At 57.8% G+C, this 14338-nt stretch carries 12 protein-coding genes; 4 read left to right on the forward strand and 8 right to left on the reverse strand.

All coding sequences use genetic code 11. The features are described 5' to 3' along the window. Positions 1-6: 6 nt before the first annotated feature. From bfr to ACQZ40_RS03630, 4 genes are all read right to left on the reverse strand, one after another. A complete protein-coding gene (gene bfr / locus ACQZ40_RS03615; RefSeq protein WP_003520274.1) occupies positions 7-492 on the reverse strand; it encodes a bacterioferritin in 486 nt (161 codons plus the stop codon). Next, positions 458-769 carry a (2Fe-2S)-binding protein gene (locus ACQZ40_RS03620; RefSeq protein WP_003505234.1) on the reverse strand — a complete coding sequence of 104 codons (312 nt, stop codon included), beginning with the start codon at positions 767-769 and terminating at the stop codon, positions 458-460. The genes bfr and ACQZ40_RS03620 overlap by 35 nt, the downstream gene beginning before the upstream one ends. Before the next feature lie 265 nt (positions 770-1034). Then, positions 1035-1760: an acetoacetyl-CoA reductase gene (gene phbB, locus ACQZ40_RS03625; protein ID WP_003520276.1), complete on the reverse strand. Its 726-nt coding sequence runs from the start codon at positions 1758-1760 to the stop codon at positions 1035-1037. Positions 1761-1896: 136 nt separating this feature from the next. Further along, positions 1897-3078, reverse strand: a complete 1182-nt coding sequence (locus ACQZ40_RS03630) for an acetyl-CoA C-acetyltransferase (RefSeq protein WP_142844427.1) — start codon at positions 3076-3078, stop codon at positions 1897-1899. Positions 3079-3321: 243 nt separating this feature from the next. On the opposite strand from ACQZ40_RS03630, the gene phaR reads away from it, so the two are divergent. After that, the gene (gene phaR / locus ACQZ40_RS03635) at positions 3322-3897 is read left to right on the forward strand and encodes a polyhydroxyalkanoate synthesis repressor PhaR (protein WP_003520279.1); all 576 of its coding nucleotides are present in this window, start codon (positions 3322-3324) and stop codon (positions 3895-3897) included. A gap of 56 nt (positions 3898-3953) precedes the next feature. Here the strand turns inward: phaR and ACQZ40_RS03640 are convergent, their stop codons facing one another. Together ACQZ40_RS03640 and ACQZ40_RS03645 are read right to left on the reverse strand one after the other, a co-directional pair. Next, positions 3954-5330: an MFS transporter gene (locus ACQZ40_RS03640; RefSeq protein ID WP_448747416.1), complete on the reverse strand. Its 1377-nt coding sequence runs from the start codon at positions 5328-5330 to the stop codon at positions 3954-3956. 106 nt (positions 5331-5436) lie between these two features. Beyond that, positions 5437-10197, reverse strand: a complete 4761-nt coding sequence (locus tag ACQZ40_RS03645) for an NAD-glutamate dehydrogenase (RefSeq protein WP_448747417.1) — start codon at positions 10195-10197, stop codon at positions 5437-5439. Positions 10198-10738: 541 nt separating this feature from the next. On the opposite strand from ACQZ40_RS03645, the gene ACQZ40_RS03650 reads away from it, so the two are divergent. Further along, positions 10739-11308 carry a CarD family transcriptional regulator gene (locus ACQZ40_RS03650; protein WP_003505223.1) on the forward strand — a complete coding sequence of 190 codons (570 nt, stop codon included), beginning with the start codon at positions 10739-10741 and terminating at the stop codon, positions 11306-11308. A gap of 72 nt (positions 11309-11380) precedes the next feature. Here the strand turns inward: ACQZ40_RS03650 and ACQZ40_RS03655 are convergent, their stop codons facing one another. Further along, complete coding sequence (locus tag ACQZ40_RS03655; protein ID WP_433822598.1) at positions 11381-11884, reverse strand: L,D-transpeptidase family protein; 504 nt, start codon at positions 11882-11884, stop codon at positions 11381-11383. A 286-nt stretch (positions 11885-12170) separates the two neighbouring features. Here ACQZ40_RS03655 and ACQZ40_RS03660 point away from each other — a divergent pair, with 286 nt between their 5' ends. Further along, positions 12171-12854: a response regulator transcription factor gene (locus ACQZ40_RS03660; protein WP_003505216.1), complete on the forward strand. Its 684-nt coding sequence runs from the start codon at positions 12171-12173 to the stop codon at positions 12852-12854. 147 nt (positions 12855-13001) lie between these two features. Then, positions 13002-13457, forward strand: coding sequence for a cyclic nucleotide-binding domain-containing protein (locus ACQZ40_RS03665; protein WP_003520283.1), 456 nt, complete (start codon positions 13002-13004; stop codon positions 13455-13457). Between the two features lie 20 nt (positions 13458-13477). Here the strand turns inward: ACQZ40_RS03665 and ACQZ40_RS03670 are convergent, their stop codons facing one another. After that, a complete protein-coding gene (locus tag ACQZ40_RS03670) occupies positions 13478-14281 on the reverse strand; it encodes an exodeoxyribonuclease III (RefSeq protein WP_065656875.1) in 804 nt (267 codons plus the stop codon). Positions 14282-14338: the final 57 nt, after the last annotated feature.

Here is a 14338-nt window from a genome sequence, read left to right on the forward strand (position 1 = left end):
CAGTGCTTATTCCGCTTCGTTGGCGGAATCGGCGTTGAGCTGGCCGTATTTTTCCTCGCCGATCTTGCCGAGCAGTTCGAGCTGGGTTTCGAGAAAGTCGATATGGCCTTCCTCGTCGATCAGCAGTTCTTCGAAAAGCTTCATGGAGACGTAGTCTCCGGCCTCATAACAGATATCACGCGATTTCTTGTAGGAGGTGCGGGCGTCATATTCGCCGGCAAGGTCGGATTCCAGAACTTCCTTGACGTTCTGGCCGATGCGCAGGGGCGCGACGGTCTGAAGGTTGGGATGGCCTTCAAGGAAGATGATGCGTGCGACCAGCTTGTCGGCGTGCTGCATTTCCTCGATGGATTCAGCACGTTCCTTTTTGGCGAGCTTCGTGTAGCCCCAGTCTTCCAGCAAACGATAGTGGAGCCAGTACTGGTTTACCGCACCGAGTTCGAGAAAAAGGGCCTCGTTAAGCCGCTCGATGACTTTTTTGTCGCCTTTCAATGTCCGCTCTCCTGTTCTCTTCATGGAATTGCTTCAGGCGGGACATAAAATCAAAAACATCGGCCTCAGTCGAGTGGCGACGGGCATGATATTCTTCAGTGGTTTTGATGATCAAGTCGACAACGGTGGGGAAACAGCCGCAGCAGCGGCCACGTTTTTCCATGGCGTGATACACTTTTGCAGGAACGATGAGCTGCCAACAGTCCTCGTCGAGGAGTTCGTTGATGACGTCCCGGATATCGTGATCGGTGATGTAATTGCAGCTGCAAACCAGCATGATGGACTGCCTGTATGACGCAACACGTTGTTTTCGTTCTTAAACCAAAACAGGACAGCAAATGTCAAGAAAAACCTCTTAATGAGTCGCCAAGGATTTCTAGACTCATTCTAAACTATACAAAAACTATCGTATTTTCATTAGTTTAGGCTGCGTGTCATTCCAGTGTTTCATCTTCAAGTTTTTGTGCGCGGCGAAATTATCGAAGCTGAGATCACGGAAAGTTTACTGGTTCAGGCCGGCGGGAAGTCAGGATCGACGGCCCTCAGGCGAAATATTGTCCGCCATTGGCCGTCATGGTGGAACCGGTGATGAAACCGGCCTCGTCGGAAACCAGAAACAGAACGCAGCGTGCGATTTCTTCCGGCTCACCCAACCGTCCAACGGGAATTTGCGGCACGATCCGTTCTGCCAGAACCTTCTCCGGTATAGCTCTCACCATCTCCGTGCCGATATAGCCGGGGCAGATGGCATTAACGGTGATATTGCGGCTGGCGCCTTCCTGGGCGAGCGCCTTGGTAAACCCGATGTCGCCCGCTTTCGAGGCGGAATAATTGGCCTGTCCCGCCTGGCCTTTCTGGCCATTGATGGAGGAGATGTTGACGATGCGGCCGAAGCCGCGGTCGCGCATGCCCGGCCATACGGGGTGGGTCATGTTGAACACGCCAGTAAGGTTGGTATCGATAACCTCGCGCCATTGCTGCGGCGACATTTTATGGAACATCGCATCGCGGGTGATGCCGGCATTGTTGACGAGCACCTCGACGGGACCGAAGGTCTCTTCCACCCTGGCTATGCCATTGACGCAGGCGTCATAGTCGCGCACGTCCCACTGAAAAGCGGGGATGCCGGTTTCTTTCTGGAATGCTTCCGCCCTGTCCGTCGTGAAGGCATAATTGACGGCCACCCGGTAGCCGGCCGCCTGCAGGGCGCGGGCGATTGCGGCGCCTATGCCGCTCGTCCCGCCGGAAATCAACGCAACCCGGCTCATATCGGCCTCCATGACCTGTCATTGAAGCGCCTGCATATGCAAGGATGCTTCCATATCTTGCAGAACTTGTTCGAGGCCGCTTCTACCCTATTGCGCGCTGAACCGGAATTGCTTTTTGGCAAGTCGTGCGGCGTTTTCAGAGCGCTTCGATGCACATGGCGACACCCATGCCGCCGCCGATGCAGAGCGTTGCGAGACCCTTCGACACGTTACGGCGGCGCATTTCGAAAATCAGGGTGTTGAGGACGCGCGCGCCGGAGGCGCCGATCGGATGACCGATGGCAATCGCCCCGCCATTGACGTTGACGATAGCAGGATCAAGGCCAAGTTCGCGCACCACGGCGCATGACTGGGCCGCAAAGGCTTCGTTGGCTTCCACAAGGCCAATATCACCGATCGACCAGCCGGCCTTGGCCAGCGCCTTGCGGGAGGCAGGGATGGGACCGGTGCCCATGATTTGCGGATCGACGCCTGCCGTTGCCCAAGAGGCGATACGGGCGAGCGGCCTGATGCCGCGCTTTCCTGCTTCCTGTTCCGACATCAAAAGCGTGGCGGCGGCGCCATCGTTCAGACCGGAGGCGTTGCCGGCCGTGACCGTCCCTTCCTTGTCGAAGGCGGGGCGCAGCTTGGCCATGGTTTCCAGCGAAGCTCCGGCGCGGATATGCTCATCTGTATCAATGACGATATCGGCTTTACGGCCCTTCACCGTGAAAGCCACGATCTCATCTGCAAAACGGCCAGCGCTTTGCGCGGCTTCGGCCTTGTTTTGCGATGCGACGGCGAATTGGTCCTGCTCGTCGCGGGAAAGCTGCCATTGGCGGGCGATGTTTTCAGCGGTGATGCCCATGTGATAGCCATAAAAGGCGTCAGTAAGGCCATCTTTCAGCATGGTGTCGATCATCTTGAAATCGCCCATCTTCACGCCGCCGCGCAAATGGGCGCAGTGGGGAGCCATGGACATGGATTCCTGTCCGCCGGCAATGACGATATTTGCGTCGCCGGTCGCGATCTGCTGCATACCGAGGGCCACGGCACGCAGGCCGGAGCCGCAAAGCTGATTGAGACCGAAGGCGGTCGCTTCCTGTGGAATGCCGGCCTTCATGGCAGCCTGCCGCGCCGGGTTCTGCCCCTCGCCCGCCGTCAGGACCTGACCGAGAATGACTTCATCGATTTCGTTTGCCGCGACACCGGCACGCTCCAGCACAGCGCTGATGACGGTCGCCCCGAGTTCGTGGGCTGGCGTATTGGCGAAGTGGCCATTGAAAGAGCCGACGGCTGTGCGCGCGGCGCTGGCAATCACGATTGAAGGCAGGGTCATCAGTTTTCTCCTCACTTGCGGGCGGAGACTGGCAAAGCTTTCAATACAAGTCAAATGGCGAAAGTTGCTTTAAAAGATGTTGCTAAATCACACTAAAATCTTGCGGAAAATTGCTGCGCAAAAAACAAACTGTTGCGATGCACAAAACATTTGTCAGAGGGCTCGTTTTGCGCATACACTTTGCGCCGGGAAGAGCAAGAAGACCAAAAAACAAGAAAATACCATCATCGCGAGGAGGCGGGCATGGCGAAACACGACGGCGAAACAATCATTAAAAAATACGCTAACCGGCGGCTCTACAACACCGGCACCAGCACCTATGTGACGCTCGATGATCTGGCGCAGATGGTCAAGCGCGGCGAGGACTTCAAGGTTCAGGATGCCAAGTCCTCCGAAGACATCACGCATGCGGTGCTGACGCAGATCATCGTCGAACAGGAGGCCAAAACCGGCAATACGTTGCTGCCGACGGCGTTTCTGCGGCAATTGATCTCCTATTACGGCGACCAGATGCAGATGGTCGTGCCGACATTTCTCGAACATTCGATGAAGACCTTCTCCGATCAGCAGAGCCAGATGCAGGAGCATATGGCCAAGGCTTTCGGTGATGGCTCGCTTGCCCGCAATTTTCAGGCACCGCTGCAAATGATGGAAGAGCAGATCCGTCGCAATACGGAACTCTTCCGGCAGGCGATGCAGGGTTTCACACCTTTCGCAATGCCGCAGGCGCCCAAGGAAACCCGCAAGCCGAATGCATCCGAAATCGATGAGCTGAAGGCGCAGTTGCGCGCATTGCAGCAAAAGCTCGATCAGCTCTGATCCTGTCGGGCCGATGCCCGGTTTCAGCAAACCGCATCGGCTTTTGCTTCAGACTTTCAGTCTGCCGTTCTTTCCGGCACGCGCAGCAACAACAGGAACCCAGATCCCAGAAATACGATGAGCGTCGCCATGCCGATATGGGCTGAGCCGCTTATTGTGGTTGCTATGGAAAACGACAGCGTCGCCAAGAAGCTGGTGGCGCGTCCGGAGAGCGCATAGATACCGAAATAACGGCCCGCCTCCGCCACGGTGATGTTGCGGGCGAGATAAGATCGTGACGAGGCCTGAACGGGGCCGAATGCAAGGCCGATCAAAACGCCATAAAGCAGATAGGCCTTTTCCGCGCCGGTGGCGAAGATGCCGCCATTATCTGCGGTCGACAATTGTAGCAGGCCGAAAAGGGTGGAGTCTTTGTCCGTCGAGACGAGTCCGAGCGTCGCGAGCAGCAGGAGCGACAGGCTAATCAGAATGGTGATACGAGAACCGAGTGTCTGATCGACCCGCCCGGCCGTGAAACAGCCTGCGATGGCGACTATATTGAGCAAAATGCCAAAAAGGCCTATTTCCATAGTCTCCCAGCCGAACATTCCGGCAGCAAACGTTCCTCCGAGGATGATGAGCCCATTCACGCCATCCTGATACAGCATCCGGGCGATGAAAAATCTTAGCAGAAGCGGGCGGCTGCGCAGCTCACGCAACGTGTTGTTAAGTTCAGAAAGCCCTGAGCGGATCGCCACGCCGAAGGGCAGGCCCCTTCTCGCATCGGGCGTGAACAGGAACATTGGTAGAATGAAGACGAGATACCAGATTGCGGCAATTGGCCCGGTTACTCGCGCATCCGCACCGCTGGCGGGGTCCAGTCCTAAGAGCGGCGTAATTCCGGCCAATGTCAGCCCGGTTTTAGGGCTTGCGGCCAGAAGCGTCACCACGGCGGTCAGCACCACCATCCCGCCGAGATACCCAAGCCCCCAGGCGAGATTGGAAATGCGCCCGACATTTTGCGGGTTGGTCAGCCGCGGCATCATGGAATCGTTGAAGACAATCGAGAATTCGGCCGCGATGGAAGCGAGGATAATACAGATAATCGGCAGGCTGAGCGGCGATCCCGGTGTTGCGAACCACAGGAAGAAAAGACTGACGATCTTGATGGCGGCAAAAAAGGCGATCCACGGCTTGCGTGCGCCGGACTGGTCGGCGATGGAGCCGAGAATGGGGGAGAAGAGGGCGATAATGATCGACGATACCGTCGCCATGTTGCTCCAAGTTGCCTGCGCCGAAATCGGATCATCGGTGAGCCGTGCGACGAAATAGGGTCCGAAAACGAAGGTTGTGACGACCGTGAAAAACGGCTGCGCCGCCCAGTCGAACATCACCCAGCCCCAGATGCCGCGTTTGGCAACCACTGTTTCCGCATTTGGGGAAGGGACAGTCATTCATCGTCCTATCGGAAAATCGGGAAATAAAATGCGCGATGCGGGTGCATCCGTCTTGTCTGGCGCCATCCGGGAGGCCCCGGATGGCGTTTTTTGAGGCTGCCGATCAGCGTGCCTGAACGATATCGCCAAGCAACCCGGCCGCGACCGTCAGACGGGCAAGGTTGGTATCGCCGCTATCGCTGAGCGCGCCGAGTTCGGAGACGATGCGGTTGACCCGCACGCGGTCCGCCGCGTACCAGGCCTGAACCGGATCCTTTTCTTTTGCATATTCGGTCAGCGCGGAGATGACGATCCGGCGTCTCGATGAGGAGATCTGGTCCTGGCTGCGCAGGAGAGCCAGGCTCTCGTAATGATCCGCCGGTGTGATGCGCTGACTTGCATCCAGCAGACGCGCGACGCGGAAGGTCGACGAGACGGTGGCGTAGCTTTCGGCGGCGCGGGCAAGCGTGGTGCCCGCGCTTTCGGCGATGCGCATGATCTCCGGCACATAGACGAGCAGGGAAAGCGTATCGAGTTCCTCCAGAAGACCGGAAGGAACGCCGTCGATTTCCGTGACGCCGAGTTCGCGGCGATACTTCGCTGCTGCCGGGGACAGGGTCTTGATGGCGGTTCTCAGGCGCTCGATTTCGGTTGCCATGTCGCCTGCGGTCGCACCCGCGCTCCCGGTTTGCAGGTAAAGCCTGCTCGCATCCGAGAAGATGCGCGTAATCGTGGCATAAAGCCCGTTTTGGACTTCACCGCCGACCTTGCCGTCAAGCGCGTCGACTTCGCTCCACAGGCGTTTGAGGCCGAAACCATCTTCGACGATCACCGCCGCCTTGACAACGTCGGCCGCCAGAAGGCCGCTCGCATCGGCAAGTTTCTGCACAAAGCCCGGGCCGCCCCGATTGACGACGGCATTGGCGAGCGCGGTGGCGACGATTTCGCGATGCAGACGATGCGACTTGATATCGTCTGCATAGTTTTTCTGCATCTTGGCCGGGAAATAATCGACCAGAAGATGCTGGAGATAGGGTTCGTCGGGAAGCGTGCTTGCCACCAATGCATCGAACAAGGTGAGCTTGGCATAGGAAAGGAGCACGCCGATTTCCGGCCGGGTCAGCGGTTTGCCGGTGGCGTATCTTTCGCTGAATTCGGCATTGTTCGGCAGGGTCTCGACCTTGCGGTTCAGTTGTCCGGTCGCCTCCAGCGCGCTCATCAGGCGGCCGAGTTCTTCGCGGTTCGAAAGGCCCAGCCGCTCCGTCAGCGAGATCGCCAGCGATTGCAGGTAGTTGTTGCGCAGTACTAGCTGCGCCACTTCCGGCGTCATGGAAGCAAGAAGCTGGTTGCGTTTCGGCATCGTCAGGCGACCGCTGTTAACGGCGGAGGCAAGCGCGATCTTGATGTTGACCTCGACGTCCGAGGAGTTCACTCCAGCCGAGTTGTCGATGGCGTCGGAATTGCATCGCCCGCCTGAAAGCGCATAGGCGATGCGCCCCTTCTGGGTGATGCCGAGATTGGCGCCTTCGCCGATGACCTTGGCGCGCAGCTCGGTTGCGTTGACGCGGATCGGGTCGTTCGCTCTGTCACCCACCTCGGCATTGGTTTCCACCGCCGCCTTGATGTAAGTGCCGATGCCGCCGAACCACAGAAGATCGGTTGGCGCCTTCAGGATGGCCGTCATGATCTCGAAGGGCGTGGCGACGGATTTGTCGATGCCGATGGCGACCACGGCTTCCGGTGTCAGCGTCACCGATTTTTCGGAGCGCGAGATGATCATCGCGCCGGCGGAGAGGGCCGAACGATCGTAATCCTGCCAGCTGGAACGCGGCAGTTCGAAAAGCCGCTTGCGTTCGGCAAAGGACCTGTCGGTGTCGGGATCCGGATCGATGAAAATATCGCGGTGATCGAAGGCGGCGATCAGCCTGATCTTTTCCGACAGCAGCATGCCGTTGCCGAAAACGTCGCCGGACATATCGCCCACGCCCGCCACCGTGAAGGGGGTGGTCTGGATGTCGGTGTCCATTTCACGGAAATGGCGTTTCACCGTTTCCCAGGCGCCACGGGCGGTAATACCCATCTTCTTGTGGTCGTAACCGGCCGAACCGCCCGATGCGAAGGCGTCGTCCAGCCAGAAACCGGCCTCATGGGCAAGACCGTTTGCCGTATCGGAGAAGGTTGCTGTTCCCTTGTCGGCGGCGACGACGAAATAGGGGTCGTCACCGTCGAGCCGCAGCGTATCTGCTGGCGGCACGATGGCATCGTCGACGATATTGTCGGTGATGGACAGCAGGGTGCGGATATACGTCTTGTAGGCCTCGCGGCCGGCGTTGAACACCTCGTCGCGGGAGCCGCCGGCCGGCAGATTCTTCGGGAAGAAGCCGCCCTTGGCGCCGACCGGAACGATCACCGCATTCTTGACCTGTTGCGCCTTGACGAGACCGAGCACTTCCGTGCGGTAATCCTGGCCGCGATCCGACCAGCGCAGACCGCCGCGTGCGACCTTGCCGAAGCGCAGATGCACGCCTTCGACCTCGGTGCCGTAAACGAAGATTTCGCGGAAGGGGCGGGGATCGGGCAGGCCGTCCAGATGTTTCGGATCGAACTTGAATGCCAGAAGGTCACGGGGGGTGCCGTCGGCATTTTTCTGGAAGTAGTTGGTGCGCAGCGTCGCATCGATGGCGTTGACGTAACGCCTGAGCGTGCGGTCCTCGTCGAGATTGGGAACACCGCTCAATGCCGCTTCGATTGCCTTGTGTATTTCGGCGAGTTTCTTCAGCCGCTTCTTTTCGTCGACAGACGGATCGAAGCCGGCCTTGAACAGCGCGAAAATATTGCGGGAAATCGCCGGATACTTATAGAGCGTCTCGGAAATATGCTCCTGCGAATAGACGATCCCGGTCTGGCGGAGATAACGCGCATAGGCGCGCAGCACGGAGACTTCGCGCACGGTGAGGCCGCAGGCGAGGATCAGGCGGTTGAAATTGTCATTGTCGACCTTGCCGGAGAAGGCGGCGAGGAAAGCTTCTTCGAGTTTCTGTGCATAGTGCGGCAGATCGAGCGTCGTTCCCTTGGCGACGGACAGTTCCATGTCGTGCAGCACGATGTCGCGCTTTTCGCTGTCCGAAACGACGCCGATATCGAAGGTGCGTTCGCTGATGACGTTGAAACCGAGATTTTCGAGCAGCGGCACGCGGCGCGAAAGCGGCAGGTGGCCGTCGCGGTGGAAAATCTTCAGCGACAGCGTCTCCGCCGACTGACCTTCCTGCTGGTAAAATTCGATGCGGACCGGCTCGCCCTTCGCGGCACCGAGAATATCCGGCATGTCGCCGATCGCTTCTTCCGGCGTGAAGGCTTCCTGATAGGCCTGATCGACCTCCAGCACCGGTGCACCCGGCTCGGAGAGGGCGACGAAATGGTCTATCCAGCGCGCCGCAATGTCGCTGACGGCGTCTTCGAGCTTGTCCTGGGCGATGCGCGGCGTCTTGCCTTCGGTTCGGCCGACAATGAAGTGGACGCGGGCGACGGCGCCTTCGGGGAAGGCGGGGTAATAGGCGGAAATATGCCCGTCATAGACCCTGCTCAGATAATCGCCGATCTTCTCGCGCACATAAGAATTATACTCCTCGCGCGGAACGAAGATGATGGCCGAAACGAAACGGTCGAAACGGTCGATACGTGCAAGCACGCGCACGCGCGGCCGGTCGCTCAGTTCCATGATCTGCTCGACGAAGCGGATCAGAAGATCGGTTTCGATCTGGAAGAGATCGTCACGCGGATAGGCTTCCAGCGTGTTCTGCAGGATGCGGCCCGAGTGGCTGTTCGGATCGAAGCCGAAATGCCGCTCGACTTCCGCCACCTTGGCGCGCAGCAGCGGTATCTGCTTGACCGAGCGCGTATAGGCGGTGGCGGTGAAGAGGCCGACGATGCGCAGTTCGCCGATGACATTGCCGTCCTCGTCGAAGCGCTTGATGCCGATGTAATCCATATAGGCACGGCGGTGCACGATGGATTTCACATTGGCCTTGGTGACGATGAGGAAATCCGGGCCGTCGAGGAAGGCAAGGATTTCCGGTGTCGTCGTCACGGCATTCTTGCCGAGACGCAGCACGCGGACATCCGGATCGCTGAGGCTGCCGAGGCCGACGCCGTCACCGCGCTCGATCTTCGCGTTCTTTCCTTTACCGGAATAGGTGTAGTCGCGCATGCCGAGGAAGGTGAAATTGTCGTTGCGAAGCCAGTTGAGGAATTCGACGGCTTCTGCACGCTCGGTCTTGCGCCGTGACGAGCCGCGCCTGGACAATTCATCCAGCGCCTCGTCGAGTTTCGCCAGCATGGGCCGCCAGTCGCGATAGGCGAACTGAACCTGCGTCAGCACGAAGCGCAGTCTTTCTTCCAGCGCTGCGGCGGCTTGCGGCGTGAGCGGCGCGATATGCAGCTGGATGAGGCTGATATTTTCAGCGGGATCATCCTCGGGTTCCGCAAGACGGTAGCCCGCCTGCGCGCTTTCGTCGCGCACCAGGATCGGATGCACCGCGAGGTAAAGACCGCGATAGCTGCTGGTGACTTCGCCCATGACAGAATCGTAAAGGAAGGGCATATTGCGGCCAATAATGGTCAGGACCGTTACCGGAATATCCCGCGGCGAAACGCCCTCCACCTGGGAGATGTCGATGTACGGAGCGTCTCCGGTCCAGTGCGAAAGCGCCTCGAAACTGTGAGCGGCGCTCGCAGCCAGCATCTCTGCGGAATAATATTCTATATCGTCGGCACTTGCCCTTCCATAAAGAATACCCGGATCAAGAAATTGGACATTTTCGGCAATTGCCTGCTGGCGCGCTTTTTCGATCTGTTTTTCGCGTTTTGGATTATTTCTGTAGCCCATTTGACGTGGATTCCTCCAAAAATCACACTTTAATATAAAAAAGCATCGCCAATTTGCGGATTTTGCCTTTTCAGTCGAATCGGATATTGGCGTGGAATTACGAAGAGTTTAAGAGGCTTTCGTGTTTCTTCAGTCGGTAAGTGAAATTTTTTTCTCCTTTTGCCATGAGGGCCTGTCACGAAGCATTTTGACAGTATTTCTGCGGCTAATTTTTAGGCGGTTCTTTGGCTGCCATGTGATGTTGCGGCCACGGTCGAAGCAAATTATTGATTTGCGCCTATTTTTGTGGTACACCAACGACACTGATCCACAGCGTGGCATTTGTGTGCCCAAAAACACCACGAAAGCAACACCTCTTTTGCACGCGGTTTCCGTGACATATCGAGCGTTTACGTTATCGAACCCCGCAAGACGGGAAGGTGTGTTTTTGCGTGCACGGCTGGACCAGTGCGGAGTCACCTGACGGTTCCCCCGTCTCATCAGGGCCTGACCGACCCAACCCCGGCATCCCCGGGTATGTAACAGGGAGTTTTTAGAACGAATGACGACCCAGCAGAAGAAATCTCCAGCACATCACGGTTTCAAGACCGGTGAAGCGATTGTGTATCCCGCTCATGGTGTCGGTACCATTTCTGCCATCGAGGAACAAGAAGTCGCCGGCATGAAGCTTGAGCTTTTTGTCATTGATTTCGAAAAAGACAAGATGCGTCTTAAAGTTCCCGTCGCCAAAGCCGTCAGCATCGGCATGCGCAAGCTTTCCGAAGGCGATTTTGTCGAGCGGGCGCTGAAAGTGGTGCAGGGCAAGGCGCGTGTGAAGCGTACCATGTGGTCGCGCCGCGCGCAGGAATATGATGCGAAGATCAATTCCGGCGATCTCATCGCGATTGCGGAAGTCGTGCGCGATCTCTACCGTGCGGAAAATCAGCCGGAGCAGTCCTATTCCGAGCGTCAGCTTTATGAAGCTGCTCTCGACCGCATGGCGCGCGAAATCGCCGCCGTCAACAAGATGTCTGAAACCGAGGCTGTTCGCCTGGTGGAAGTGAACCTTGCCAAGGGCCCCAAGCGCGGCAAGACCGTCGAAGAGGACGATTCTCAGGACGAAGCCGCTTAATAACCGGCTTTTTCCCTCTAAAAAAACCCGCCTTGATGGCGGGTTTTTTGTTGCCCAATTGCAGGCTGAAATTCACAGGATGCGGATTGTCGTGCCTTTGCGCAGATGCGGCAGGATGCGCCGCATGTCACGGGGATGGAGGGCGACGCAGCCCGCCGTCGGCTCATATCCCGGTCTGATCAGATGCATGAAGATCGCCGAGCCGCGGTTGCGGCTTCTCGAGGTGATATTCCAGTCGAGCACCAGGCAGACGTCGTAGAGGCTGTCCTTGCGCATCATCTCTTCATGGCTCGGGGCGAAGGGCGCCTTGACCAGTCTGTTGTAACTGGGACTACGGGGCTCGTCGCACCATAGCATGGACTTGCGTGTTCGCTGCATCGGCAGTGCCGTGGCGATGCCGGCAAGGCGGTCGCCGCGATAAAACCCGTGCAGCAGGCCGATGGTGGAGATGGGAGATTTTCCGTCTCCTTCGCGTTTCAGCGCAGTGCGGCCATTGCGTCCGATCGCGGCGGGAAAGGTGAGATGCCCGAGCTGGACGATGGCGCGGCTGATTTTCGAGGGGGCGGGCCGAACCATGAGCGTCGATGCGCGTTTACGTTGTCTTACGGGCTGGGTGCTCATGTTTTTCACGAGATTTTGCTTTGCAGGTTATTCAACGTGAAGTCATAGCACTTCGTTATATCATGGCAATGGGTTGACCTTTTATCGGCAAACCGCTGAATTGGCTGGTAATTAGAGCGCCAGGCATCTTTTGGGATGCATAAGGGACGTTCTAACTCTTTTAAACTACGCGTCGTGTCTCTCGAAAATCGAGCCTGATTTTTGGGCCGATGCGCTAAAGTAAGAAAGGCTGAGAATCCGAATGACGGCTCGCACTATCCTTCTGGTGGACGATGACGACGATCTTCGGGAGACGCTGACCGAGCAATTGTCTCCTTATGAGGAATTCTCGCTGCTCAGCGGCGCCAATGCCGCGCAGGCGATGCAGACCGCCAAGACCGCTCAGGTCGATCTTCTGATCATGGATGTCGGCCTTCCGGACATGGACGGCCGTGAGGCGGTAAAGCTGTTGCGCAAGGGCGGCTTCAAGGCGCCGATCATTATGTTGACCGGGCACGATACAGATTCCGATACTATTCTTGGGTTGGAAGCCGGGGCGAACGACTATGTGACGAAACCCTTCCGTTTCGCCGTGCTTCTGGCGCGTATCCGGGCGCAGCTGCGTCAATACGAGCAGAGTGAGGATGCGGTTTTCACCGTCGGTCCCTATCAGTTCAAGCCCAGCCAGAAGCTGTTGACGACGGAGGACGGCAAGAAAATCCGGCTGACGGAAAAGGAAGCGGCGATCATCCGTTATCTCTACCGCGCCGGCAGCACCGTCGTTACCCGCGACGTCCTGCTGGAAGAGGTCTGGGGTTACAATTCCGGTGTGACAACGCATACACTTGAAACGCATGTCTATCGTCTGCGCCAGAAGATCGAACGCGACCCGTCCAACGCTGAAATTCTGGTGACCGAGAACGGCGGATACAAGATCGTTCCCTGAGCAGGGGCCTCTTTGCACCTGTCATGTGTCCAAAGCTCACGCTGCGCGTCCGAAAAGGCGCGCGGCGTTTTAACAGCTTGTATTTTGAGGGCCGATATTGGAAAACCGCTATAGTAGTGCAGGCGTTTTTCCGGAGTGACGATCGACATGGCCTTGACGGACGATATTATGCTGCTGGGGCAAGTGCCGTTATTTGCTGGGTTCAGCGATGACCAGCTGCGGCTTATCGCCTTCGGTGCGGAGCGCCGCCGTGTATCGGCCGGACAGACATTGTTTCGGGAACACTCGCCGGCCGAATGCGCTTTTGCGGTGACGGCTGGCCATTTCGAGCTTTTCACGGCAGGGCGGGATGGCAAGCCCGTGCTGCAGGCGACGCCGGGCAAGGGGGCGCTACTTTCGGAGCTCGCGCTTTTCACGCTCTGCGAACGGAAGTTTACTGCCGTGGCAGTGGAGGATTCCGAAGTCATCCGCATAACGCGCATCCTCTTCCACCGGCTGGTGGAGGAGTTTCCGGAGGTTGCCGATATCGTGTCGGCGCGTATTCGCGACAATATCGCGTCGCTGGCGGCAGGGGCGGCTCGTTTGCAGAACCGCTTCGTCTGACGCCAGACAATTCCGCCTGTTCAGAATCGGAAATGGGCGGTGACGGGAACATGGTCGGATGGCCGGTTCCAGCCGCGGGCCTCGCGCAATATGTCGATTTTTTCGAGCGAGGAACCGAGATCCTGCGAAGACCAGATGTGGTCGAGGCGGCGGCCGCGATCAGCCGCTTCCCAGTCCTTGGCGCGGTAGCTCCACCAGGTATAGATCTTTTCCGTCTCCGGCACGTTCAGGCGCATCAGATCGAGCCAGTTGCCCTTTTTCATGATGTCAAGCATGCCTTCGGTTTCGACGGGCGTATGGCTGACGATCTTCAGAAGCTGCTTGTGCGACCAGACGTCATTTTCGAGCGGTGCGATGTTGAGATCGCCGACGAGAATGGACGAGGTGCCAGGCACGCCATCGGCGCGCAGCGCCTTCATTTCCTCGATAAAATCCAGCTTGTGGCCGAATTTCGGATTGATCGAGCGATCCGGCTCGTCCCCGCCTGCCGGCACATAAAAATTATGCAGTCGCACGCGGCGCGATCCGACCTGGAAAATCGCGGAAATATGCCGCGCATCGCCGACGCCACAATAATCCTGCCGATGGTCTTCGATCAGCGGAATCTTCGAGGCGATGGCGACGCCGTGATAGCCCTTCTGGCCATGGATGATGACATGCTCATAACCGAGCGCCTTCAGCGGCTTCATCGGAAACTCGCCATTCGGGCATTTCGTTTCCTGCAGGCAGAGAATGTCGGGTTTGTAACGTACCAGAAACTGCTCAACAATCGGCATTCTGAGCCTGACCGAGTTGATGTTCCAGGTGGTTATCGAAAACGACATGCATGTGCTCCGCTTTTACTGCCGCGAACCGCCTGGCTCGTGACATGTTTCCGGGGC

The sequence above is a fragment of the Agrobacterium sp. 16-172Ci genome, from assembly GCF_053522725.1.

Excerpts from the sequence above, each read along its gene's own strand:
- ACQZ40_RS03620 (WP_003505234.1), bottom strand. The coding sequence starts at position 769 with ATGCTGGTTTGCAGCTGCAATTACATCACCGATCACGATATCCGGGAC.
- phbB (WP_003520276.1), bottom strand. The coding sequence starts at position 1,760 with ATGAGCCGGGTTGCGTTGATTTCCGGCGGGACGAGCGGCATAGGCGCC.
- ACQZ40_RS03630 (WP_142844427.1), bottom strand. The coding sequence starts at position 3,078 with ATGACCCTGCCTTCAATCGTGATTGCCAGCGCCGCGCGCACAGCCGTC.
- phaR (WP_003520279.1), top strand. The coding sequence starts at position 3,322 with ATGGCGAAACACGACGGCGAAACAATCATTAAAAAATACGCTAACCGG.
- ACQZ40_RS03640 (WP_448747416.1), bottom strand. The coding sequence starts at position 5,330 with ATGACTGTCCCTTCCCCAAATGCGGAAACAGTGGTTGCCAAACGCGGC.
- ACQZ40_RS03645 (WP_448747417.1), bottom strand. The coding sequence starts at position 10,197 with ATGGGCTACAGAAATAATCCAAAACGCGAAAAACAGATCGAAAAAGCG.
- ACQZ40_RS03650 (WP_003505223.1), top strand. The coding sequence starts at position 10,739 with ATGACGACCCAGCAGAAGAAATCTCCAGCACATCACGGTTTCAAGACC.
- ACQZ40_RS03655 (WP_433822598.1), bottom strand. The coding sequence starts at position 11,884 with ATGGTTCGGCCCGCCCCCTCGAAAATCAGCCGCGCCATCGTCCAGCTC.
- ACQZ40_RS03660 (WP_003505216.1), top strand. The coding sequence starts at position 12,171 with ATGACGGCTCGCACTATCCTTCTGGTGGACGATGACGACGATCTTCGG.
- ACQZ40_RS03665 (WP_003520283.1), top strand. The coding sequence starts at position 13,002 with ATGGCCTTGACGGACGATATTATGCTGCTGGGGCAAGTGCCGTTATTT.
- ACQZ40_RS03670 (WP_065656875.1), bottom strand. The coding sequence starts at position 14,281 with ATGTCGTTTTCGATAACCACCTGGAACATCAACTCGGTCAGGCTCAGA.